This is a genomic window from Nocardia sp. BMG111209 (genome assembly GCF_000381925.1).
GTDB lineage: Bacteria > Actinomycetota > Actinomycetes > Mycobacteriales > Mycobacteriaceae > Nocardia.
Map to the genome: position 1 here is coordinate 1,154,851 of NZ_KB907308.1, position 22,094 is coordinate 1,176,944.

The 22,094-nt window shown below is 70.2% G+C and carries 22 protein-coding genes; 14 read left to right on the forward strand and 8 right to left on the reverse strand.

What is annotated here, in order from left to right:
- Nucleotides 1-23 precede the first annotated feature (23 nt).
- Together G361_RS0128995 and menC are read left to right on the forward strand one after the other, a co-directional pair.
- Complete coding sequence (locus tag G361_RS0128995; RefSeq protein ID WP_019930637.1) at nucleotides 24-968, forward strand: AraC family transcriptional regulator; 945 nt, start codon at nucleotides 24-26, stop codon at nucleotides 966-968.
- A gap of 91 nt (nucleotides 969-1,059) precedes the next feature.
- A complete protein-coding gene (gene menC / locus G361_RS0129000; RefSeq protein WP_019930638.1) occupies nucleotides 1,060-2,169 on the forward strand; it encodes an o-succinylbenzoate synthase in 1,110 nt (369 codons plus the stop codon).
- Between the two features lie 24 nt (nucleotides 2,170-2,193).
- Here menC and G361_RS0129005 read toward each other — a convergent pair whose 3' ends face one another.
- Complete coding sequence (locus G361_RS0129005) at nucleotides 2,194-2,472, reverse strand: hypothetical protein (RefSeq protein WP_019930639.1); 279 nt, start codon at nucleotides 2,470-2,472, stop codon at nucleotides 2,194-2,196.
- A gap of 304 nt (nucleotides 2,473-2,776) precedes the next feature.
- Nucleotides 2,777-3,571 carry a hypothetical protein gene (locus tag G361_RS47355; RefSeq protein WP_081635628.1) on the reverse strand — a complete coding sequence of 265 codons (795 nt, stop codon included), beginning with the start codon at nucleotides 3,569-3,571 and terminating at the stop codon, nucleotides 2,777-2,779.
- 491 nt (nucleotides 3,572-4,062) lie between these two features.
- Between G361_RS47355 and G361_RS0129015 the strand changes: the two genes are divergently transcribed.
- Genes G361_RS0129015 through G361_RS0129025 form a run of 3 tightly spaced genes read left to right on the forward strand, consistent with a single transcriptional unit; the run spans nucleotide 4,063 to nucleotide 8,287 of the window.
- The gene (locus G361_RS0129015) at nucleotides 4,063-5,457 is read left to right on the forward strand and encodes a sigma 54-interacting transcriptional regulator (RefSeq protein ID WP_019930641.1); all 1,395 of its coding nucleotides are present in this window, start codon (nucleotides 4,063-4,065) and stop codon (nucleotides 5,455-5,457) included.
- A complete protein-coding gene (locus tag G361_RS0129020; RefSeq protein WP_019930642.1) occupies nucleotides 5,454-7,409 on the forward strand; it encodes a VWA domain-containing protein in 1,956 nt (651 codons plus the stop codon). The genes G361_RS0129015 and G361_RS0129020 overlap by 4 nt, the downstream gene beginning before the upstream one ends.
- Nucleotides 7,406-8,287, forward strand: a complete 882-nt coding sequence (locus G361_RS0129025) for a TIGR03854 family LLM class F420-dependent oxidoreductase (protein WP_019930643.1) — start codon at nucleotides 7,406-7,408, stop codon at nucleotides 8,285-8,287. Before G361_RS0129020 ends, G361_RS0129025 begins: the two co-directional genes overlap by 4 nt.
- A gap of 7 nt (nucleotides 8,288-8,294) precedes the next feature.
- On the opposite strand, the gene G361_RS0129030 is transcribed toward G361_RS0129025, so the two are convergent.
- Both G361_RS0129030 and G361_RS45285 read right to left on the reverse strand, forming a co-directional pair.
- Complete coding sequence (locus G361_RS0129030) at nucleotides 8,295-8,654, reverse strand: nitroreductase/quinone reductase family protein (protein WP_036496008.1); 360 nt, start codon at nucleotides 8,652-8,654, stop codon at nucleotides 8,295-8,297.
- Nucleotides 8,655-8,720: 66 nt separating this feature from the next.
- On the reverse strand, nucleotides 8,721-9,665 hold the full coding sequence (locus G361_RS45285) for a hypothetical protein (protein ID WP_019930645.1): 945 nt from the start codon (nucleotides 9,663-9,665) through the stop codon (nucleotides 8,721-8,723).
- Nucleotides 9,666-9,842: 177 nt separating this feature from the next.
- On the opposite strand from G361_RS45285, the gene G361_RS0129040 reads away from it, so the two are divergent.
- Nucleotides 9,843-10,448: a TetR/AcrR family transcriptional regulator gene (locus G361_RS0129040; protein ID WP_019930646.1), complete on the forward strand. Its 606-nt coding sequence runs from the start codon at nucleotides 9,843-9,845 to the stop codon at nucleotides 10,446-10,448.
- Nucleotides 10,449-10,480: 32 nt separating this feature from the next.
- Here G361_RS0129040 and G361_RS0129045 read toward each other — a convergent pair whose 3' ends face one another.
- Nucleotides 10,481-11,623 (reverse strand): acyl-CoA dehydrogenase family protein, encoded by a 1,143-nt coding sequence (locus G361_RS0129045; RefSeq protein ID WP_019930647.1) that lies wholly within the window; start codon nucleotides 11,621-11,623, stop codon nucleotides 10,481-10,483.
- Between the two features lie 105 nt (nucleotides 11,624-11,728).
- On the opposite strand from G361_RS0129045, the gene G361_RS0129050 reads away from it, so the two are divergent.
- Complete coding sequence (locus G361_RS0129050) at nucleotides 11,729-12,334, forward strand: TetR/AcrR family transcriptional regulator (RefSeq protein WP_019930648.1); 606 nt, start codon at nucleotides 11,729-11,731, stop codon at nucleotides 12,332-12,334.
- 21 nt (nucleotides 12,335-12,355) lie between these two features.
- Here G361_RS0129050 and G361_RS0129055 read toward each other — a convergent pair whose 3' ends face one another.
- The 3 genes from G361_RS0129055 to G361_RS0129065 all read right to left on the reverse strand — a co-directional run bounded on the left by G361_RS0129055 (nucleotide 12,356) and on the right by G361_RS0129065 (nucleotide 15,025).
- Nucleotides 12,356-14,170 (reverse strand): alpha/beta hydrolase domain-containing protein, encoded by a 1,815-nt coding sequence (locus G361_RS0129055; RefSeq protein ID WP_019930649.1) that lies wholly within the window; start codon nucleotides 14,168-14,170, stop codon nucleotides 12,356-12,358.
- Nucleotides 14,171-14,273: 103 nt separating this feature from the next.
- Nucleotides 14,274-14,540, reverse strand: coding sequence for a hypothetical protein (locus G361_RS0129060; protein WP_019930650.1), 267 nt, complete (start codon nucleotides 14,538-14,540; stop codon nucleotides 14,274-14,276).
- Nucleotides 14,541-14,731: 191 nt separating this feature from the next.
- Entirely contained in the window at nucleotides 14,732-15,025 is a 294-nt protein-coding gene (locus tag G361_RS0129065; protein ID WP_019930651.1) for a hypothetical protein, read from the reverse strand.
- A 240-nt stretch (nucleotides 15,026-15,265) separates the two neighbouring features.
- On the opposite strand from G361_RS0129065, the gene G361_RS0129070 reads away from it, so the two are divergent.
- The 7 genes from G361_RS0129070 to fadD8 are packed head-to-tail and all read left to right on the forward strand — an operon-like array spanning nucleotide 15,266 to nucleotide 22,093.
- Nucleotides 15,266-15,724 carry an OB-fold domain-containing protein gene (locus tag G361_RS0129070; protein WP_019930652.1) on the forward strand — a complete coding sequence of 153 codons (459 nt, stop codon included), beginning with the start codon at nucleotides 15,266-15,268 and terminating at the stop codon, nucleotides 15,722-15,724.
- Nucleotides 15,725-15,753: 29 nt separating this feature from the next.
- Nucleotides 15,754-16,209 (forward strand): Zn-ribbon domain-containing OB-fold protein, encoded by a 456-nt coding sequence (locus G361_RS0129075; protein WP_036496010.1) that lies wholly within the window; start codon nucleotides 15,754-15,756, stop codon nucleotides 16,207-16,209.
- On the forward strand, nucleotides 16,202-17,281 hold the full coding sequence (locus G361_RS0129080; RefSeq protein WP_019930654.1) for a hypothetical protein: 1,080 nt from the start codon (nucleotides 16,202-16,204) through the stop codon (nucleotides 17,279-17,281). Before G361_RS0129075 ends, G361_RS0129080 begins: the two co-directional genes overlap by 8 nt.
- Nucleotides 17,274-18,434 (forward strand): thiolase domain-containing protein, encoded by a 1,161-nt coding sequence (locus tag G361_RS0129085; protein ID WP_019930655.1) that lies wholly within the window; start codon nucleotides 17,274-17,276, stop codon nucleotides 18,432-18,434. Before G361_RS0129080 ends, G361_RS0129085 begins: the two co-directional genes overlap by 8 nt.
- Complete coding sequence (locus tag G361_RS0129090) at nucleotides 18,431-19,216, forward strand: enoyl-CoA hydratase-related protein (RefSeq protein WP_019930656.1); 786 nt, start codon at nucleotides 18,431-18,433, stop codon at nucleotides 19,214-19,216. The genes G361_RS0129085 and G361_RS0129090 overlap by 4 nt, the downstream gene beginning before the upstream one ends.
- A gap of 43 nt (nucleotides 19,217-19,259) precedes the next feature.
- Nucleotides 19,260-20,465, forward strand: coding sequence for a thiolase C-terminal domain-containing protein (locus G361_RS0129095; protein ID WP_026343637.1), 1,206 nt, complete (start codon nucleotides 19,260-19,262; stop codon nucleotides 20,463-20,465).
- 23 nt (nucleotides 20,466-20,488) lie between these two features.
- Nucleotides 20,489-22,093 carry a fatty-acid--CoA ligase FadD8 gene (gene fadD8, locus G361_RS0129100; RefSeq protein WP_019930658.1) on the forward strand — a complete coding sequence of 535 codons (1,605 nt, stop codon included), beginning with the start codon at nucleotides 20,489-20,491 and terminating at the stop codon, nucleotides 22,091-22,093.
- The last annotated feature ends 1 nt before the right edge of the window (nucleotide 22,094 follow it).

Here is a 22,094-nt window from a genome sequence, read left to right on the forward strand (position 1 = left end):
CGTCCACGGGTTATCGTGCCGGCATGGATGTGCTCAGCGATCTGCTGTGCCGCGCGCAGACCGGTCGGTCGACGATCCGGCAGTTGATCCAGCGGCCACCGTGGGCACTGGCCTTCGCCGAGCCACCGGATCTCACGCTGGTGGCGGTGCTCGGCGGGCACGGCTGGATCCGATTCGACGATCCGGGACGACCGCCGCGCCGACTCGCCGCCGGTGACATCGCACTGCTCACCGGCGACACCGACCACACGATCTGCGACGATCCCGGCACGCCGCCACAGGTCGTGATCCGCGGTGGCCGCAAGCAGCCGCTCGACGCGGATCCCGTGGCGTCCCGCCCGGTCGGCCCCCGCAGCTACGGCGACGGACTCCCCGGCGCCACCGTGCTGCTGCGCGGGGCCTACGAACTACACGGCGCCGTCGGCACGCGGCTACTGGAACTACTCCCGCCACTGGCGATCGTCGCGGCCGGACCGCGCACCCGCACACCGCTCGAGTTGCTGTCCGCCGAGGTCGCGCGCGACGAACCGGGCCAGGACGCGGTGCTGCACCGCATGCTGGATCTGCTCCTGGTACTGGCACTTCGAGAGTGGTGCGTCCGGCCCGGCGGCGAAATCCCGGACCGCACACGCGCTCTCGCGGACCTCGCGATCGGCCGAGCCCTGGACCTGTTGCACGACAGACCCGCTCATCGCTGGTCGGTGGCCGAACTGGCAACCGGCGCCGGAATGTCCCGCGCCGCCTTCGCCGCACGGTTCACCGAACTGGTGGGCCGTCCACCCCTCGCCTACCTCACCGACTGGCGGATGACCCTGGCGGCGGATCTGTTGCGGGACAACGACACCCCGATCGCGACAGTGGCCCGCACGGTCGGTTACCAGGACGCCTTCGCCTTCAGCACCGCCTTCAAACGCGCCCGCGGCATCAGCCCGTCGGCCTGGCGCCGGGCCGCCGTCCCGTCCGAATAGGGCTGCGCACCGGCAACTTCGCCGCGACAGCCCCGGCGTGCGCGGGCACCGTATCCCCCCGGTCGGCCGGTCGGCTCTCTAGGCTGGGCCGATGGAGCTCGAGGGTGCGGAACTGCGGTGGCTGGAGCTGCCGTTGCGCGAACCGTTCCGGACCTCGATGGGTACCGAGCGGCATCGCTGGATCCTGTTGCTGCGGCTGATGACCCCGGAGGCCGAGGGGTGGGGTGAATGCGTCGCGCTGCCCGATCCGAGCTATTCCGCCGAATATCTCGATGGCGCGGCCGAGGTCGTCCGCCGGTTCCTGTTGCCGGCGCTGGCGGCGCACGGTGATCCGGAACCGGCGGACATCGCGCCGGTATTCGCCCGGGTGCGGGGCAACCCGATGGCGAAGGCCACTGTCGAGACGGCGCTGCTGGATGCCTGGCTGCGTGCCCGGAACCTCTCCTGCGCAACCTATCTCGGTGGCACGCGGACGGTGGTCGCCTCGGGTGTGTCGATCGGCATCATGGACGGCATCCCCGCGCTGCTCGACACCGTCGCGACCCATCTCGGCGAGGGGTACCGACGGATCAAGCTGAAGATCGAGCCCGGCTGGGATGTCGAACCGGTTCGCGCGGTGCGCGAGCGCTTCGGCGACGACGTCCTGCTCCAGGTCGATGCCAATGCCGCCTACACCCTCGCCGATGCCGACCGGCTCACCGTGCTCGACGAATTCGGGCTCGCCATGCTGGAACAGCCCTTCGCCGAGGAGGATATCCGCGACCATGCCGTCCTGGCCCGCCGCCTGCGTACGCCGATCTGCCTGGACGAGTCGATCGTGTCGGCCCGCGCCGCCGCGGCGGCGATCGAGCTGGGTGCCTGCGCGGTGGTGAACATCAAACCCGGCCGGGTCGGCGGTCTGCTGGAATCGCTTCGCGTGCACGATGTCTGCGTCGCCGCGGGCATTCCCGCCTGGTGCGGCGGCATGCTGGAGACCGGTCTCGGCCAGGCCGCCAATCTGGCGGTGGCCGCGCTGCCCGGGTGCACCGAACCCGCGGACATCACGCCGTCGAGCCGCTACTATCACCGGGACGTCACCGAGCCGATCGCGATGTCGGACGGGTACATTCGCGTCCCCGGCGGTCCCGGGCTCGGTATCGAACCGCTGCCCGACGCGCTCGCCGCCGCCACGACCGGCACGGAATGGATTCCGCTGCGATGATGTCCGCCGGGCTCGGGCCGCCGATCAGCCGATGACGGCGTTCATGATGGTGCCGGCGCTGGTTGCGACGATCCCGCCGATCATGGCCCCCGCCACCATCTTCGGCGACTGCGATCCGCCGCCGGTCCACTTCTCCCAGGCGAAATGCCCACCGGCATAGGTGATCGCCAGCACGCCGGACAGGAGTACGAACCAGGTGAAGTACCGCACGAGCTTCATCAGCTTGTCCGCCGCCGGCGGGGTCTCCGGGGTGGGGTTGCCGACCTGAGCGAGAAGCGTGTCGTGGAGGGCCGCGATGATCATGGCGAGCTCTTTTCGCAGTCGTTGGGCTTACCCGGTTCCTATCGCGAGAATGATAGTGGCGTAAGGCGATTGACTGCCAGCGAACCCGATGTGGCTGCCCTGGTGCGCAGGTCGGGAACGTGATACGGGTGCGCCGCGATCACGCAGCGCACCCGTACCGACCGGTGTGTAGTTGTGATTCCGAACCATGTTGCCGGACCGGACCGTTCGCCGATCCGGACCGGCGTCACCCGTCCCGGGACGGTGACGTACGACCGGAGCCGCTGTCACCGCCGGAGCCGATGTCACACGGCCGGAGCCGATATCACTTCGGCGGAGCCGGGGCTGCCGGGTCGACGCAGTACGTACCCGGGCCGGAGCACGGCGACAGGATGGTCGAGAAGTACTGGAAGGCCGAGAACAGCACGACCGGACCGGCGACCAGGGCGGCGCCCGCCAGGGTGCCGACCGAACCGACCAGTGCGACACCGGCGATGCAGCCGACCACCGCACCCGGCAGGAATCCGCCGAGCAGCGTGGTGATGGCCGCGGACACCGAACCCACGACCGCACCGGCGATGCAGCCGATGCCGCCGCCGACGATCGCGCCGACGACGGCGCCGACGGTGCTCGCGATGCTGGCGCGCTGCGAGAACGCACCGAGCTCCTGCTGATCGCGCGGGGTGAAGGATTCGATCGGCTTGGCCGCCGCGATGGCCTCGGCGGCGAGCGGGCCGTCGGCGGCGACGCCACCGGCGACGGCCGGGGTCAGCCGGGCCGTGTGATCGTCGATCTGCGCGGCGATCGGGAAGGCGACATTGTCCTTGCGGTAGTTCAGCGGCAGCGCGTCGACCGCGTTGCCGTCGGCGTCGTTCACGACCAGGTTGCCGTCGACGGTGTCGAAGCTGCCGTCGGGAGCGGTGAGCAGGACCGAGTCGCCGTCGCGGCCGAGGGTGTAGTGGACGCCGTTGACGTCCATCTCCTGGCCGACGTCCTGACGCTGCTCGAGGGTGTGCACCTGCACGGATTGCGGGGTGGATGCCTGATCGGCATAGGCGACGCCCGTGGTGACGCCGACCGCCACGGTGGCGAGCGCGGCGATGGTTGTTAGCTTCCTCATCTGAATCTCAGGTACTTCCTGGGTATGGCGATGCCTCCAACCCGTCTGCCTCGGGTTTTCCACGATCGCAAGCAAACTGTGATCACCGGGGATGCTAGAGCCCGGCTAATAATCGGCGCATCCTCAGAATTGTCGTGACGGCGTGCACAAGGTTAATTTGCGGTGAAGTTGCCACTTGTCCGATCGGGATTCCGTTGCGCACCAGCCCAACTCGGACATCACCCGACCGTCAGTGATTTACATCACATTGATGCCGGAGTGCGGCGATTCCGCTTGACCGGACAATCGAATCCTGCTGCCGACCGGGGTGGAACCGTCTGCGCTGGTCACGGCACTGAGCTCACCCGTGGCCCGAGACCCCCGGGGCCGGAACGGCATTACCACCCAGCACATGAATACCGTTGGCGGCGAACTTGTCAACTGTATTTCCGGCAGGTTTCCGCGCTCACCGGAACATCGACGCCGTGGCTCGATCGACGTAGCGTCGAAGTGTGACAGTTCCTGAACACCTGCCCACCACCGCAGGCGAGCTGCGCTCGGCCGGCTACCTGCCACGCACGATCAAGACCGAGATCCGCGAGAATCTGCTGGCCCGGCTGGGTGCGGGCGAGGATCCGTGGCCCGGCATCGTCGGCTTCGACCGGACCGTGCTGCCGCAGTTGGAGCGCGCGCTGCTGGCCGGCCACGACGTGGTGCTGCTCGGTGAGCGCGGCCAGGGCAAGACCCGACTGCTGCGTACCCTGATCGGCCTGCTGGACGAGTGGACCCCCGTGATCGCCGACGCCGAACTCGGCGAGCACCCGCTCGAGCCGATCAGCCCGGCCGGGCGCCGGCTGGCCGCCGAACTCGGCGACAACCTGCCCGTGGCCTGGCGGCATCGCTCCGAGCGCTACGCCGAGAAGCTCGCCACCCCCGACACCTCCGTCGGCGACCTGATCGGCGATGTCGACCCGGTCAAGGTGGCCGAGGGCCGCAGCCTCGGCGATCCGGAGACCATCCACTTCGGCCTGGTGCCGCGCTCGCATCGCGGCATCGTCGCTATCAACGAGCTACCCGACCTCGCCGAGCGCATCCAGGTGGCGCTGCTGAACGTGATGGAGGAGCGCGACATCCAGGTCCGCGGCTACACGCTGCGCCTGCCGCTGGACGTGCTGCTCGTCGCCACCGCCAATCCCGAGGACTACACCAACCGCGGCCGGATCATCACCCCGCTGAAGGACCGGTTCGGCGCGGAGATCCGCACCCACTACCCGCTGACGGTCGAGGCCGAGATGGCCCTGATCCGGCAGGAGGCCGACCTGGTGGCCGAGGTCGGCGATCCGCTGGTCGAGGTGCTGGCCCGATTCGTCCGGCAGCTGCGCGAATCCTCCGCTATCGACCAGCGGTCCGGCGTGTCGGCGCGGTTCGCCGTCGCCGCGGCCGAGACCGTCGCCGCCGCGGCGCTGCGCCGATCCGCGCTGATCGGTGAGACGCCGGCGGTCGCCCGGCCGGTCGATCTCGACGCGGTCCCCGCGGTCCTGCGCGGCAAGCTCGAATTCGAATCCGGCGAGGAGGGCCGCGAACAGGAACATCTCACCCACCTGCTGCGCCGCTCCTTCGCGGAGACCGCGCGCGGCCGGCTCGGCGGGTTGGACCTGCGGCCGCTGGCCGAGGCCGTGGGCGACGGACATCTGGTCACCACCGGCGAGCGGGTGGCGGGCACCGAGGTACTGGCCGCGCTGCCGGAACTGCCCGTGCTGCACGAGGTGGCCCGGCGCCTGGGCGCCGAGGCCGCCGATCCGCCGACCCGGATCGCGGCGGCCGTCGAATTCGGCCTCGAGGCGCTGTATCTGGCCCGCCAGATCGCCAAGGATTCCGACGACGGCATGGCGGTGTACGGGCGATGACCGTCCCCGGCCGCTACTCCTACGGGCCGTACCACGACGGCCCCGATCCGCTGGCGCCCCCACTGGATCTGCGCGAGGCGCTCGACCAGATCGGGCGCGAGGTCATGGAGGGTAGCTCGCCGCGCACGGCGCTGCAGGAGCTGTTGCGGCGCGGTACCCGCAACATGAGCGGGCTCGAGGAGCTGACCCGGCGGCTGTGGCAGCGCCGGGCCGAGATCACCCGGCGCAACCGGCTCGACGGCACCCTGCAGGAGGTGCGGCGACTGCTGGACGAGGCCGTCGAGGCCGAGCGCGGCGCCCTGTTCCCCGATCCCTCCGACGATGCCCGCTTCGCCGAGGCCCAGCTCGACGCGCTGCCGTCGAGTACCGCGGCCGCGGTCAACGAACTGTCCGAATACCGGTGGAAGTCCGAGACCGGCCGCGAGAACTACCGCAAGATCCGGGATCTGCTCGGCCAGGAGCTGATGGAATCCCGGTTCCAGGGCATGAAACAGGCGCTGCAGGGCACCACGCCCGAGGATGTCGAGCGGATCCGCGAGATGCTGTCCGATCTCAACGATCTGCTCGCGACCCACGCGCGCGGGGAGGACACCGAGCGGCAGTTCGCCGATTTCATGACCAAGCACGGCGAGTTCTTCCCCGAGAATCCGCGCAACACCGACGAGTTGATCGATGCGCTCGCCGCGCGTGCGGCGGCCGCGCAGCGGATGCTCAACTCGATGTCGGAGGAGCAGCGGGCGGAACTGTCCGAGCTGATCGGTCAGGCGTTCGGCGATCCGCGCATCGCCGGGCAGGTCGCCGCCCTCGATGCGAATCTGCGCGCGCTGCGTCCCGGTGAGGACTGGGAGTCGTCCCAGCGCTTCCGCGGGCAGGATCCGCTCGGCCTCGGCGAGGGGGCGCAGGCGCTGCAGGATCTGGCCGAATTGGACGCGCTCGCAGAACAACTCGCGCAGTCCTATCCCGGCGCCCGGCTGGAGGACATCGATCTCGACGCGCTGGCCCGCCAGCTCGGCGAGGACGCGAGCGTCGACGCGAAACGGCTCGCCGAACTCGAGCGGGAACTGCGCCGCCAGGGCCTGTTCGAGCGCACCTCCGACGGATCGCTTCGCTTGACGCCCAAGGCCTTACGCCGTCTCGGTGAGGTGGCGCTGCGAGATATCGTGGGCCGGTTGCGATCCCGGCGCGGCGAGCGCGACACCGCGCGGGCCGGCGCCGCGGGCGAGCCGACCGGCGGTTCCCGGCAGTGGCAGTTCGGCGACACCGAACCGTGGGACGTGTCGCGCACCGTGCGCAACGCGGTGCTGCGGTCCGCGTCGACCGGGCGGCGCGAGGTACGGATTGACGTCTCCGACGTCGAGATCATGGAGACCGAGCAGCGCTCCCGCGCCGCCGTCGCGCTCTGCGTCGACACCTCGTGGTCGATGGTGCAGGACGGACGCTGGCTGCCGATGAAGCGCACCTCGCTCGCGTTGCACCAGCTGATCAGCACCCGATTCCGTTCCGACGCACTGGAATTGATCACCTTCGGGCGGCACGCGGGCACGGTGGACATCGGCGAGCTGACCGCCCTGGAGGCGGTCTGGGAGCAGGGCACCAACCTGCACCACGCGCTGCTGCTCGCGGCCCGGCATCTGCGCCGCCATCCCGACGCGGTGCCGGTCGTCCTGGTCGTCACCGACGGCGAGCCGACCGCGCATCTGGAACCGGGCGGCGACACCTGGTTCAACTGGCCGCCGGATCAGCGCACCCTGGCGGTGACCATGGCCCAGGTGGACGCGCTCGCGAAACTCGGTGCGTCGGTGACGGTGTTCATGCTCGGCGAGGATCCGCGGCTGCAGGCCTTCGTCGATCTGGTCGCCCGCCGCAGCGGCGGTCGCGTGGTCGCACCGGATCTGGACGGGCTGGGCACGGCAGTGGTCTCGGACTACCTACGCGGACGGCGGCGCGCATGAAGATTCGGTTCGGGGTCGGGTCCGGGGCACAGACGGCGGCCGAGGAACTGCCCGCGATGGTGGACCGGCTGGAGGCCGCGGGGATCGACTCGCTGTGGCTGTCGGAGATCGTCTACTCCGAGGCGGTGGAGCCGATCGTCGGCATGGCGTTCGCGCTGTCGCGGACCACCCGGCTGAAGGTCGGCACCTCGGTGGCGATCCTGCCGGGACGCAATCCGGTGCTGGTCGCCAAACAGCTGGCCTCGCTGGCCGCGCTGGCGCCGAAGCGGGTGCTGCCGGTGTTCGGATTGCAGCCGGCCCGGCCCGGCGAGCGCGCGCTGTTCCCGGTGCCCGAGGGGAAACGCGGTGCGGTCTTCGACGAGTCGCTGCGGCTGCTGCGCGCCGCGCTCGACGGCGGCGAGGGCCCGTTCACCGGCGAATTCTTCGAGGTGCCGGAGGTGGCGTTGCGGCCGCGTTCGGCCCGGCCGCTGGACATCTGGCTCGGCGGTTCCGCGCCCGGCGCATTCCGCCGCATCGGCCGGTACGGCGACGGCTGGCTGGGCAGTTTCCTGACCGCGGCCGAGGCCGACGCGGGCATCCGCGCCATCCGCGCGGCCGCCGCCGAGGCCGGCCGGGAGATCGAACCGGATCACTTCGGCATCAACCTGACCCTGGCCGACGGCGAACTGCCCGCGGACCTGGCGGCGGCGATCCGCCGCCGCCGGCCCGACAGTGACCCGCGCGACCTGATCGCCGCCGACTGGCCCGCACTGCACCGCCTGATCGACGGTTATCTCGCGGCCGGGCTGACCAAATTCGTCGTCACACCCACCGGCAAACAGCCGTTCGACGAGTTCACCGAGCGCTTCGCCGCGGAACTGCTGCCCCGCCAGAACTGATCGGCCCCTAGGCCGACGTGGCGGGGTCAAGCCGGATCTGCACGCGCACGCCCTTGTCGTCGCGCTGCGTCACCGCGTGCCCGGTCCGGGCCACGCCGTCGAGTGTGATGGTGATCGGCCCGCCGTCGCCGAGGAAATTGCGCCACCACGACTTCTGCTCCGGCATCGAGACGGCGATGGTGACGTCGTCACCGGAGCGGGTGTAGCCGATCGGCGTCGTGATGGTGCGGCCGGATTTCCTTCCCACATAGGTGATCTCGGTGATGTACCGGCTCACCCGGGGCCCGATCCACGGCGCCTTCGTCAGGGCGACGATCCCGCCGTTGAACCCGTGGATCACCGGTGCCAGCACCTTGCCCAACTCCATCGTGCCCTCCTGTTCGCTGATCGGATACCGGCCCCCCAACCTAGCCGAACCGGCCGGGATCGGCCGTCACCCCGCGTAGGCGGCCGAGACCGTGGCGAAGACGGCCTTGGGCTCCCAGGACAGGCCGGGATAGGTCGTGCCCGTGCCCTTTTCGAGGACCCGCACGATGCCGTAACTCGCCAGATCGAGATCGCGCCGGGATTCGCCGGGCCGATGCGGGAAGTCGTGCAGGGCGAAGGTGAAGACGAAGGTGGCGTCGACGCCCTCGGTGTCGAAGATGTCGAGCAGTTCGCGCACGTATCGCGCCTGCCCGGCCTCGTCGCGGAGATAGTCGCCGTCCAGATGCGAAGGGGCGCCGGTGTTCTCGTCCTTCACGACGATGTCCAGCCCACTCGCGCCGCGATCGGGGGCGCCTGCGAAGCTCGCGCAGCCGAATTCGGTGATCGCGACCGGTTTGCCTTGGGCCACCACGGTTCTCACCCCCTCGGCGAAGGCGTCGGCGACCTCGGCCGATCGATACAGATCCACCGAGACGATATCGAACAGCGACCAGTCGACCCGCTCCAACGGGACCGCGGCATAGGTGATCGGACCGCCGAAGCGCTCCCGGATCGTCGCGGCGGCCGCGGCGAGGAAGTCGTTGATCCGCGGGGTGACCTCGGCGATCACGGCGGGCAGGCGGTCGCGATGACGCAACAGCCCGTCGAGTCGTTGCGCCAAGGTGTCCCCGGTGAGGAAACCCGGAACCATCAGGGACAGTTCGGCGCCCGCTACGAAGACCACCTCCGCGCCGCCGCGCCGCAGCCGCTCCGCCTCGTCGGCGCAGGCGGCGAAGAGCGCGAGGATCTCGTCGGCGTTCAGATCGAGAGGGTACGGTGAGTACCACACCTCCAGGCCGAGATCGGCGGCGAGGCGCGCGGCCAGGGCCAGTCGCCCGGGATCCCCGCCCATCACCCGGACGGCGTTGCAGTGCAGATCGTCGCGAACTATCCGCAGTTCACGCGCGACCACCTCCGGATCGAGGTCGGGACGGGAGAACGTGCCGTTCTGCAGGAAGCCGGGTGTCGTAGCTGATACCTCTGGCGCGCATGATCGAACCCTTCATCGGGAAAATACGGTACTTGAAGTACCCTATTGCCGAGGAGTGCGGGACCGCAAGCATGTGGGTGCGGGGTACCGTGGGTAACCGTGTCGGAAGCAGCGGAGACGGAAGGCGGCGCGGGGACCCGGCGGCGGGGGGCCGCCCTGGAAGCGGCAATCCTGCGCGCGGCCGCCGACGAACTCACCGAATCGGGTTTCGCCGGGCTCACCATGGACAAGGTGGCGCAGCGGGCCGGCACCAACAAGAACGCCCTGTACCGGCGCTGGCCGAACCGCCTGGCGCTCGGTATCGCCGCCTACCGGCAGCTGACCACCGAGGTCGACCGGCCGGACACCGGCGACCTGCGCGGTGACATGCTCGAACTGCTCCGCCGCGCGAATCGGCACTGGAGTTCACCGCTCGGCACGATCCTGCGCGAGTTGCTGGCGGCCGCCGGCGGCGCCACCGAACTGGTGGCCCGGCTGCCCGAGCAGTCCGCCGACGGCATGACCGCCGACTGTCTCACCATTCTGGGCCGGGCCGTCGCGCGCGGCGAGGCCGCCCCGGAGGCCCTGCATCCCCGCGTCGCGACGGTCGCAATGGTGTTGCTGCGCAACGAATTCGTCGTCCGCGGCGTCCCCAGCGCACCCGACGACGTGCTCGTCGACATCATCGACGAGGTCTACCTGCCGCTGATCCGCGGCCGCGGCTGATCCGGTCCCGCACCGGCGGCCGGTGTGCCGGACTAGGCCCCGGCCAGATGCCGGGCGATGACCAGGCGCTGGATCTGGTTGGTGCCCTCGAAGATCTGCATCACCTTCGCCTCCCGCATATAGCGCTCGACCGGGAAGTCCTGGGTGTAGCCGTAGCCACCGAACACCTGGACCGCATCGGTGGTGACCTTCATGGCGGCATCCGTGGCCGCCAGTTTCGCGACACTGGCCTGACGGGAGTACGCCAGCCCCGCGTCCCGGCGGCGGGCGGCGTCGAGGTAGGTGGCCCGCGCGGTGTCGACGGCCGCGGCCATATCGGCCAGGACGAATCCCAGGCCCTGATGATCGATGATCCTGCGGCCGAACGCCTCCCGCTCCTTGGCGTAGGCGACCGCGTCGTCCAGGGCGCGCTGCGCGAGTCCGGTGGCGACGGCGGCGATACCCAGCCGGCCGGAATCGAGTGCGCTGAACGCGATCGAAAGTCCCTGCCCCGGTTCACCGATACGCCGCTCGGCGGGGACGAACGCATCGTCGTAGGACGCCGTGGTGGTGGGTACCGCGCGCAGCCCCATCTTCTCCTCGGGCCGGCCGAAGTCGAGCCCTTCCGTATCGGCCGACACCAGGAAACAGGAGATCCCGCGCGATCCCTCGCCGGTCCGGGCGAACAGGGTGTAGTAATCGGCCTTGCCGCCGTTGGTGATCCACGCCTTGGAACCGGTGACGCGGTACCCGCCGGGCGCCTCGGTGGCCCGGCACCGCAGTGCGGCCGCATCCGATCCGGCCTGCGGTTCGGACAGGCTGTAGGCGCCGATCAGAGTGCCGGACAACATATCCGGCAGCCACCGCTGCTTCTGCTCGGCGGTGCCGTAGGCGAACAGCGGATGGCACGACAGACTGTGCACGCTCACCGCGACCGCGACCGCCGCCCACCGGTACCCGATCTCCTCCAGCACCTGCAGGTACACCTCGTACGGCTGCCCGCCGCCACCGAACTCCTCCGGGTACGGCAGGCTCAGCAATCCGGCCGCCCCCAGCGCGCGGAACGCCTCCCCCGGATAGGTCTCGTTCTTCTCGGCCGGGACGACCTGGGGTTCGAGCACCTTCTCGGCGATCTCCCGGGTCAGCTCCAGCAGGTCCCGGGCCTCCGGGGTGGGCAGCAGGCGGTCCACCGGCATGTCGTCCCTCTCCTCACCGCATTCGACGTCGTTGCTCATCACATTACGTACCGCACTTGATTACATGCAAGACAGCACGCAATTTGTCCCCGCTAGACTGGACCGATGACCTCTCCTCTGCCGCCCAACAAACATCAGGAGAAGAGTCTGCGGACCCGGGCGCTGCTGCTGGACGCGGCGATCGACTCACTGGCGGAGGTCGGCTACGGCAGCGCCTCGATCGCGGACATCACCGCGCGCGCCGGGGTCACCCGCGGTGCGCAACTGCACCACTTCCACACCCGCGCGGAACTGTTCGCCCAGACCATCGGCCATCTGACCCAACGCCAGCGCGAGGCGATGCAGCGGCGCGCCCGCGCCCTCGGCGAGAACGTCACCGCCGGTGGCGTTCTGGTGGAGCTGGTGACGGCGACCTTCGCCGGCAAGCTGGGGCGCGCGGCGGTGGAACTCTACGTCGGCATCGCCTACGAGCGCGCGCTGCGGCGCGAAATGCTGCGCGTACAGCACGATCTCACTGTCGAACTGCTCGACATGTGCACCGCCCGGCTGGATCCGGCGCTCCCCCGCGAACGCCTGGAGTCCGCGTTCTGGATCACCATCAACGTGGTACGCGGCGCCACCCTCGACGATATGGTCGGCCGGGACCGGGCCCGCCGCAAACAGGTCCTGGCCGACTGGACCGCCCTGGCCGACCACGCGTTGCGCGGCTGATCCCGGCCGGACGATCGGCGGTCAGCTTGCGGCGGAACGGAATTCGGCGACCGCGGCGGCCACCACCGCGGTCCGGTCCGCCGGCAGCAACAGTCGCGCCGACACCAGCCGGTCGGCGGCGGCCGCGGCGGCCGCGACGGCGGTGCGGTAGGCGGCCACGGTCGGGTAGCGCTGCGCCACCGTGGGCCGGCCGGGCGGGAAATCGACCTTGCTGCCGAGCCTTTCGTACAGCACATCGGGGAGTCCCGGCATCGGCCGGCGCGGATTCCAGCCGGTGTAGGCGGCCACCGGGACCTCGACGGCGGGCAGGCGGATCCCGGCGATCTCGTTGCCGTCGTCGTCGACCGCGGACACCAGCGCGGGATACGGCTCGCCGAGCCGGGCGGGCCACTGCCCGATGCCCTGATCGGCGCCGGGCCCCAGATCGAGGTGACGCGGGACGGCCAGCGCGCCCGGATCGGGCCGGTGCACATGCGCGAATCGGCCCAGCACCTCCGCACGCGGCACCGCGGTGCCGTCCACGACGCGCGGCACCCGGCTGTCCGGCGGGTCGGCCTCGCCGCGCACCCATTGCTCCAGCGCCATCAGCAGGGCGCGCAGCACCGGCGTCATATCCAGGTCGTGCGGCGGATTCGCGGCGGGGAAGAATGCCTTCACACCACCCATCGGCGGAAAGTGATCGGTCCCGGCGACGAGGTAGTCCCGCACATCCGGATCCTCGGGCAGGTCGGCGCCGGTCGCGGCGTCGACGTGGATCAGCGCCGAATCGCCGCGCCAGTATTCGGCGGCCGTGTTGACCTGCACCACCTTCGGGACCCCGCCCAGGGCCCGCTGGCGGGCCAGCAGGCCCGCGGTGTCGAACGGTGGCAGCGTGCCGAAACCGTCGACCCCGGTCACCGACGGCTGTGCGTACCGGTGGTCGAACTCGCCACGGTGGGCGCCGGCCCGATCGATGTGCACGCCGTCGAAGACCCGCCGCCCGGACTCGTCGAGATTCATTCCGTCCCACAGGAATTGCCGCAGGAAGCGGCCGGATTGCGAGATGCCGTAGGCGAAGGTGTGCTCGAAGCCGGTGCGCAGGTGGGAGACCAGATCCCGGACCGCCAGCAGGCCGCAGCCGGCGATCGGGGCCCGGGAGGTCCGGAACACCAGCCGATACCAGTGGAAGGGTCGGAAGCCGCCGGTCAGCGCGATATGCGTGGGGTCGGTGAAATACCAATCGCCACGCGGGATCTCGACCGCCTCGGCATCCGGCGCGGTGCGCACGGTCAGCACCGCCGCCGGGTCGGTGAGGTCGGCGGTCGGATATTCGGTGAACGAGAACAGCGCGCCGAGACCGGCCATGGCATCGGCGAGCGGATGTTCCTTCTCCGCGATGTCGGCACGCCATTCGACACGCATCCAGCCGGGTTCGACCGCCGCCTCCGGCGCGGTCAGGCCGAGTTGTCCCGGCCCGCGGCGCACATCCCACTGCCAGCCGCACCACGCGACGGTCCAGCCGCGGTCCAGCAGGAATCCGTCACCGGGCGGGACGTTCTCGAGATTCGTGTAGTCCGGGGTGCCGCCCATACTCAGTGGCAGGCCGCCGAGCATGCCGCGATTGGGTACCAGCAGCAACAGGTTCCGGCTGCCGGCGCCGACCGGGCGCACCATCCGCAGATCGGCCTCGAATCGCACCGCTCCGTCGCCGTCGCGCGGCGCGAGGGCGAGATCGGTGATCCGCGCGTTCGCCGGATGCGCGGGGTCGACGGCGAAGGCGACCGTGCCCCGGACCGATTCGTAGCGGGGGTCGACATACGGTTCGACCGTCTCGATCCGGACGGCTTCGACGGCCATGCGCGCTCCTCGGGGTTGGGTGACCGGCCCCGAATACGGTACGCGCGGCGATCCGTATCGGATCGCCGCGCCGGTCGTAGGCCCGCCTCGTCAGCGGGAACGGTCACCACGCATGGCAGCGGCCGTCGTCGTGCCCCCAGCCGTCGTGCTCGTCGTCGTGCCAGCGGCCGTGCCGGTCGCAGTGCCAGTCGTTGTGGAACGGATCCGCCGGATCGGCCCAGCCGGGCCGGTTGAATCCACCCCAGTCCGGACCCGGCTGCTGGTGTGCCCATCCGGGTACGTCGGCCAGCGCGGAGCCGACCATCGGCCCGGCAACGAGCGCACCCGACGCAGCGGCCACGAACAATGTACCGATCAGTTTTCGTTTCACGTCGAAATCCCTTTCTTTCTTCCGGGAATCGCGGGGACCTGAATCAGTACAGTGCAGCGGCGGCGAAACCTCCAGGAAAAACAGCAAACCGTAAGCATTCTCTGCCCCCGTACACAGCCCGTCACATACGCCGAATACGGGTGCGGCGCCACCGGGAAGGTGGCGCCGCGAGCGCATCGATCAGGGATGCGTCACCAGGCGTGGCAACGCCCGAAATCGTCATGGCCCCAACGGTCGTGCTCGTCCTCGTGCCAGCGGCCGTGCCGGTCGCAGTGCCAGTCGTTGCGGAACGGATCCCGCGGGTCGAACCAGCCCGGTCGCTCGAATCCGCCCCAGCCGTCGTGGTCACGATCGTGGTCCCACGGCTGCTGGTGCGCGATGCCCGGCAGGTCGGCCGGCGATGCCGAGGCCGCCCCGATCGCGGGCACCATCATCATGCTCGCGGCCGCGCCGATGAACAGAGTGGCAAGCAATTTCGATTTCACAACTAATACCTCTTCCGGTTGTCGCCGGTCATAGGGACCGCTAACATTGCACGCCATTCCTCTCGACATCGCAATGCATTCCGCAGATCCCCAGCGAACTCACAACCGATTCCAAGCGGATCGTGATATCCGTGTCGAATTCCCGCAACCCGCCGTGCACCCGGATGCCGCCCGCCTCGTTCAAGCACTTGATTTAATCACTTGATTGAGGCAGACTCCGGGCTCGGAGGAAGGAGCGCGATGGCCGACGACGACGGAGCCGAGAGCCTGTGCGCGGGATACGAGATCGCGTTCCCGTTCGAGCGGACCGTGGGGACGGTGGTCGGCACCTTCCTGGGTGGCCTGCGGGACCGGCGACTGCTCGGGGTGCGGACCCGGCGCGGCACGATCCTGTGTCCCCCGGCGGAATTCGACCCGGTCACCGGCGAATCACTGGACGAGCTGGTCGATCTGGAGCCATACGGCAGTGTCGAGGCGTGGACGTGGGTGCCGCACCGCGACGGTGATCCGGTGGACCACGATTTCGCCTGGGCACTGGTCGCCGTCGACGGCGCCGAGGGCAGCTTCTTCCGCGCGGTCGACACCGGCGGCGATCCGGACCGGGTGCGGCACGGGTTGCGGGTCCGGGCCCGCTGGGCCGACGAGCCGCGCGGCGAACTACGCGACCTGGTGTGCTTCGAACCGCTGGAGGAATCGTGAATCGTCCACTGCCGGAAGCAGTCACGGTGATGCCCACCCCGCTGCGGATGCGGTACACGTTCGTCGCCGGGGCCGGCCGGTCCGGCTTCCTGCGCGGGCTCGCGCAGCGGCGGCTGCTCGCGCGGGCGTGCCCGTCGTGTCACCGGGTCTACCTGCCGGCGCCCGAATTCTGCGCGCGGTGCCTGGTCGAACTCGGCGCCACCACCGAACTCGACGGGCGCGGAACGGTTTCCACCTTCTGTGTGGTGAGCTTCCCGTTTCCCGGGCAGGAGATCGATCCGCCGTACGTGGTGGCGCACATCCGGCCGCACGGGGCCGACACCCGGCTGATGCATCTGATCCGCGAGGTCGACGTGGCGGATGTGCACATCGGCATGGAGGTGGAACCGGTCTGGACCGACGGCGATCCGGCGCCGTCGTGGACCAGCATCCGGCACTATCGGCCGGTGCCGCAGCACGATTCGGCCGGAGCCGGCGATGCGTGAGGTGGCCGTCGTCGGCGACGCCCAGTCGGTCTGCGCGGCCGCGAACCGGCGCGACGATATGGCGGGCATCCTGCTGCCGGTGATCCGGGCGGCGCTCGCCGGACTCGGATTGGAGCGTGGCCGTATCGATTTCGTGTGCTCTGGTAGTCACGACTTCCACGAGGGCCGCACCTTCGCGTACATCGAATCGCTGGACGCGGTGGGCGCATGGCCGCCGATCTCCGAATCGCACGTGGAGATGGACGCCGCCTGGGCCTTCCACGAGGCGTGGACGTGGCTGCAACTGGGCCACGGCGATATCGCGCTGGTGTACGGAATCGGCCGCGGCTCACTGCCGGCGGATCTCGACGAGGTCGTCCCCACGCAGCTGGACCCCTACTATCTGACGCCGCTGCGACCACATCGGGACGCGATCGCCGGAATTCAGGCCGACGCGCTGATCCGCGCCGGTGTGACCACCGAACGCGAGATGGCCCGCATCGTCGCCCGCAGCCTCGCCGCCGCGCGGTCGAATCCGTACGCCCAGGTGTCGGGCGCCGTCGCGGCCGATACCCTGCTCGCCGCCCCGTATGTGGCCAGTCCGCTACGCGCCCACGACATCTCACCGATCGGCGATGCCGCGGCGGTGGTGGTGCTGGCGGCCGGTGACGCCGCCCGGGACCTCACCGACCGGCCCGCCTGGGTCCGCGGGATCGACCACCGGATGGACACCCACTATCCGGGTTCGCGCGACCTGACCCGGGCGCCGTCGGCGCGGCTGGCCGCCGAGAAGGCCGCGGCCACCGCCGGTTTCGCGGCGGCCGCGGTCGACGTCGCCGAACTGCACGTGGAGTATTCGGCGCAGGAACCCCTGCTGGTCCGCGAATTCGGCCTCACCGGGACGACCGTCGTCAACCCCTCGGGCGGCCCGCTGGCCGGACGGCCCGCCACCGCGACCGGACTGCTGCGCATCGCCGAGGCGGCCGCCGCGATCCGCACCGGCCGGGCCGGCCGCGCGCTGGCGCATGCGACCAACGGCCAAGCGCTGCAGCAGAACCTGGTGTGCCTGCTGGAAGGAGATCGTCGTGGGTGAACCGGTCGCGGTGATCGGCGTCGGTCAGGGCAAGCAGGCCAAGCGCCGCGAGGTGACGATCGGCGCGCTGGTCCGGGAGGCCGTCGCCGCCGCCCTCGAGGATGCCGAACTCGGGCTCGGCGAGGTCGACGCGGTGGTGCTGTCGAAGACGCCGGATCTGTTCGATGGCGTGATGAATCCGGAACTGTATCTCGCGGATGCGCTGGGCGCGTGCGGTTTACCGGTGACCCGGGTGTTCACCGGCGGCAGCGTCGGCGGGCACGCGGCCATCTACGGCGCGCACCTGATCCAGGCGGGCCTTGCCCGGCGGGTACTGGTGGCGGCGTATTCCAAGGAATCCGAGGGCAATTTCACCTGGGCGCTGTCGCGGCCGCTGCCGTTCAGTGCGAAGCTCGGCGCCGGGGCCGGTGGTCATTTCGCGCCGGTGATCCGGGAGTACATCCGCCGCGCGCAGGCCCCCGAGCACATCGGCTGGCAGGTCGCCGTCAACCACCGGCGCAACGCGCTGCGAAATCCGTACGCGCACATCCACATGCCGGACATCACCGTCGAGAAGGTCCGGGACTCACCGATGTTGTGGGATCCGATCCGCTATCTGGAATCGTGCCCGTCCTCCGACGGCGCCGCGGCGATCGTGCTGACCGGCGGGGACGACATCGGCGCGCCGGCCCGGCCGCCGGCCTGGATCCACGGCATGTCCTGGCGCACGGAGACCGGTCATTTCGCGGGCCGCGACGAGGTGAATCCGCGCGCCGGCGCCGAATGCGCGGCCGACGCGTACCGGCAGGCCGGTATCACCGATCCGGCCGGCGAGATCGACCTCGCCGAGTTGTACATCCCCTACAGCTGGTACGAGCCGATGTGGCTGGAGAACATCGGCCTGGCGCCGCCGCACGAGGGCTGGCGGCTGGTGGACGCGGGCGACACCCGGTTCGAGGGCCGGCTGCCGATCAATCCGTCCGGCGGGGTGCTGTCCGGGAACCCCACCGGCGCAACGGGTCTCGTGCGCTTCCTGGAGGCGGCGCTCCAGGTGCGCGGGCTGGCCGGCGATCGGCAGGTCCCCGGCGCCCGGCGGGCGATCGGGCACGCGATGGGTGGCGCCTCGCAGTTCCACGCGCTCTGGGTGGTCGGCGGCGATCGGCCGGACGCATGAACGGCCCGGAACCGGTGCTGCTGCAGCGATCCGGCGCGATCGCGGTGGTCACCATGAACCGCCCGGAACGTCGCAACGCGCTGAATCTGCCGATGATCGAACTGCTCGCGCGGGCCTGGCAGGATATCGACGCCGACGACACGATCCGGGTCGCGATTCTCACCGGTGCGGGCGAGAGTTATTGCGTCGGTGGCGATCTCGGCGACGGCTGGATGACCGACGGGCAGCGGCGCGCGGATTTCGATCCGGGCGTGCTGGGCCGCGGGCTGCTGCTGACCCGGTCGCTGCGCAAACCGCTGATCGCGGCGGTCAACGGCGCGTGCCTCGGCGGCGGTCTGGAGATGTTGCAGCAGACCGATATCCGGGTGGCCGACGAGCACGCGGTGTTCGGGCTGCCGGAGGTGCGGCGCGGGCTGATCCCGGGCGCCGGGTCGACGGTGCGGCTGAAGCGGCAGATCCCGTACACCAAGGCGATGGAGATGATCCTCACCGGCGAACCGCTCACCGCCCGGGAGGCCTACGAATTCGGGCTCGTCGGGCATGTGGCGCCGGCCGGCACCGCACTGGCCCGCGCGCACGAGCTCGCCGAGCGGGTCGCCCGCAATTCACCGCTGGCGGTTCAGCACGCGAAGGCGGCGCTGCTGGCCAGTGGCTGGCTGCCCGACGACGAGGCACGCGCCGTCGAGGCGCGGTTCGTGCGCGAGGTGATCACCTCCGCCGATGCGCGGGAGGGCCGGAAGGCGTTCGTGGAGAAGCGGGAACCGAGATTCACCGGACAGTAGGCCGCGGGCGGTTCATGCTCGAGGGCAGTGGAGGAGGCACAGGATGCGACGGGTGTTCGTCGTCGGTGTCGGGATGACACCGTTCGTCAAGAACGGGTCCCGGGAGTGGACCTATCCGGAGATGGTGGGTGCGGCGGTGGGCGCCGCGCTGAGCGATGCCGGAATCGGCTACGACCGGATCCAGCGCGCCGCAGTGGGTTACGTGTTCCAGCCGTCGGCGGCGGGGCAGCGCACCCTGTACGACATCGGCCTGACCGGCATCCCGATCGTCAACGTCAACAACAACTGCGCGACCGGGTCGACCGCCCTGATGCTCGCGCGGGAATGGGTCGGCGCCGGATCGGCGGAGGTGACCCTGGCCGTCGGCTTCGAGCAGATGACGAAGGAGGCCATGGCCGGATCCGGCGCCGCGCCGAAGGTCACCACCATCGACGCGCATCTGAAGGCGATGGCCGGGCAGTTCGAATTCGGCACCGCGCCGATGACCACCCAGTTCTTCGGCAATGCCGCGATCGAGCACATGCGCCGCTACGGCACCACCGCCGAGCAGCTGGCCGCGGTGGCGGTGAAGAACCACCAGCACTCGACCCGAAACCCGTTGGCGCAGTTCCGGGATCCGTACACCCTCGAGCAGGTGCTCGGCGACCGGCCGGTACACGGCCCGCTGACGCGCTCGCAGTGCTCCCCCATGTCCGACGGCGCCGCCGCCGCGGTGATCGCGAGCGAGGATTTCGTGGTCGCGCACGGGCTCGAGGCGCAGGCGGTGGAGATCCTGGCCCAGGAGCTGGTCACCGACGACGCCTCCGCCTTCGGCGCCGGGTCGATGATCGACGTGGTCGGCGCGCCGATGACCCGCGCCGCGGCACGAAAGGTGTTCGACGCCGCGGGAATCGGCGTGGACGACGTCGACGTCATCGAGTTGCACGACTGCTTCTCGATCAACGAGCTGATCACCTACGAGGCGCTGGGCCTGTGCGCGGCGGGCGAATCCGGCGCACTGGTGGAATCCGGGGCCACCGGTTACGGCGGCCGCTGGGTGGTGAATCCGTCCGGCGGGCTGATCTCCAAGGGGCATCCGCTCGGCGCCACCGGCCTCGCGCAGGCGGCGGAGCTGTCCTGGCAGCTGCGCGGGCTGGCCCGCGACCGGCAGGTGCCGGGTGCGCGAATCGGCCTGGCACACAACCTCGGACTCGGCGGCGCCTGCATGGTCACCGCCTACGCCGCGCCCGCCGGCGCGGCACAGAACTGACGGCAACCGATCGGAGCCCCCTCATGACGACCATCGATCCCGATACGCGGCTGCGGCTTCCGGTGCACAACGGGCATTCCCTGCTGGCGGGTCTGCGCCGGCACCGCACCGCACCGGTGATGACCCTCGGCGACACCGTGCTCACCGGCGCCGACGTGATCGCCGAGATCAGCCGGTACATCCAGGCTTTCGCGGCGCACGGCGTCGACACCGGCACCCCGTCGGCGCTGCTGGCGCTGAACCGCACCGAGGTGCTGTTCATCCTCGGCGCGGGCCAGGTGCGCGGACATCGCCGCACCGCACTGCATCCCATGGGCGGCCTGGACGACCACGCCTACGTGCTGGCCGACGCCGGCATCACCACCCTCATCCTGGATCCGCTGCCGCCGTTCGTGCAGCGCGCCCGCGCCCTGGTCGATCGGGTCCCGGAGCTCACGAAAGTCCTCGTGCTGGGCCCGGTTCCGGACGAACTGTCCGATGTCGGGGTGAATCTGCTCGCGGAGGTCGCGAAGTACGAACCCGATCCGGCCATCGAGGCGAACGAACTGGCGCCGGATCACGTCATCTCGATCACCTACACCGGCGGCACCACCGGTAAGCCGAAGGGTGTGGTCGGCACCGCCGGCGGGATGGCGACGATGACGGCGATCCAACTGCAGGAATGGGAATGGCCGCGGCGGCCGCGATTCCTGTTGTGCACGCCGCTGTCCCATGCCGGGGCCGCGTTCTTCCTGCCGACCGTGCTGCTCGGCGGTCAGTGCTTCGTGCTGCCGCGCTTCGACGCCGGAGAGGTGTTGCGCGCCATCGAGGAATACCGGATCTCCGCGACGATGCTGGTGCCCTCGATGATCTACGCGCTGCTGGATCATCCGGACAGCCGCACCCGCGACCTGTCGTCGCTGGAGATCGTGTACTACGGCGCCTCCGCGATCGATCCGGCTCGCCTCACCGAGGCCATCGACCGGTTCGGCCCGATCTTCGCCCAGTACTACGGGCAATCCGAGGCGCCGATGGTGATCAGCTACCTCGCCAAGGACGAACACGACAAGGAGCGGCTGACCTCCTGTGGCCGTCCCGCGGCCGCGCTGCGCGTGAAACTGCTCGACCCCGAGGACAATTCGGTCGGCGCGGGCGAGGTCGGCGAGATCTGTGTCTCCGGACCGCTGTTGGCGAACGGCTACCGGAATCTGCCCGAGGTGACGGCGGATACGTTCCGCAACGGCTGGCTGCGCACCGGCGATCTGGCCCGCGAGGACGCCGACGGCTTCCTGCACATCGTCGGCCGCAGCAAGGACATGGTGGTCACCGGCGGGTTCAACGTGTTCCCCCGCGAGGTGGAGGATGTCGTCTCCGAACATCCGCAGGTGCTGGAGGTCGCCGTCGTGGGTGTGGCGGATCCGCAATGGGGTGAGGCGGTGACCGCGGTCGTGGTGCTGAAACCCGAAGCGCGCGACGCGGACAGCGTCGCGGCCGTCACCGCCGAGATCCAGGCCGCGGTGAAACGGGCCAAGGGGCCGGTGCAGTCGCCGAAACATGTACTGCCCGTAGACGCGCTGCCGCTGACGGTGCTCGGCAAGCCGGACAAGAAGGCGATCCGCGCACTGGCGGCGGAGTTGCTCGGCCGCTGAA

Bases quoted from the DNA above. Each gene is read 5' to 3' on its own strand.
- G361_RS0129025 (WP_019930643.1), top strand. From the start codon at position 7,406: ATGAAGATTCGGTTCGGGGTCGGGTCCGGGGCACAGACGGCGGCCGAG.
- G361_RS0129005 (WP_019930639.1), bottom strand. From the start codon at position 2,472: ATGATCATCGCGGCCCTCCACGACACGCTTCTCGCTCAGGTCGGCAAC.
- G361_RS0129045 (WP_019930647.1), bottom strand. From the start codon at position 11,623: ATGCCGGTGGACCGCCTGCTGCCCACCCCGGAGGCCCGGGACCTGCTG.
- G361_RS0129020 (WP_019930642.1), top strand. From the start codon at position 5,454: ATGACCGTCCCCGGCCGCTACTCCTACGGGCCGTACCACGACGGCCCC.
- G361_RS0129095 (WP_026343637.1), top strand. From the start codon at position 19,260: ATGCGACGGGTGTTCGTCGTCGGTGTCGGGATGACACCGTTCGTCAAG.
- G361_RS0129090 (WP_019930656.1), top strand. From the start codon at position 18,431: ATGAACGGCCCGGAACCGGTGCTGCTGCAGCGATCCGGCGCGATCGCG.
- G361_RS0129075 (WP_036496010.1), top strand. From the start codon at position 15,754: ATGCCCACCCCGCTGCGGATGCGGTACACGTTCGTCGCCGGGGCCGGC.
- fadD8 (WP_019930658.1), top strand. From the start codon at position 20,489: ATGACGACCATCGATCCCGATACGCGGCTGCGGCTTCCGGTGCACAAC.
- G361_RS0129050 (WP_019930648.1), top strand. From the start codon at position 11,729: ATGACCTCTCCTCTGCCGCCCAACAAACATCAGGAGAAGAGTCTGCGG.
- G361_RS0128995 (WP_019930637.1), top strand. From the start codon at position 24: ATGGATGTGCTCAGCGATCTGCTGTGCCGCGCGCAGACCGGTCGGTCG.
- G361_RS47355 (WP_081635628.1), bottom strand. From the start codon at position 3,571: ATGAGGAAGCTAACAACCATCGCCGCGCTCGCCACCGTGGCGGTCGGC.
- G361_RS0129080 (WP_019930654.1), top strand. From the start codon at position 16,202: ATGCGTGAGGTGGCCGTCGTCGGCGACGCCCAGTCGGTCTGCGCGGCC.
- menC (WP_019930638.1), top strand. From the start codon at position 1,060: ATGGAGCTCGAGGGTGCGGAACTGCGGTGGCTGGAGCTGCCGTTGCGC.
- G361_RS0129030 (WP_036496008.1), bottom strand. From the start codon at position 8,654: ATGGAGTTGGGCAAGGTGCTGGCACCGGTGATCCACGGGTTCAACGGC.
- G361_RS0129055 (WP_019930649.1), bottom strand. From the start codon at position 14,170: ATGGCCGTCGAAGCCGTCCGGATCGAGACGGTCGAACCGTATGTCGAC.
- G361_RS0129070 (WP_019930652.1), top strand. From the start codon at position 15,266: ATGGCCGACGACGACGGAGCCGAGAGCCTGTGCGCGGGATACGAGATC.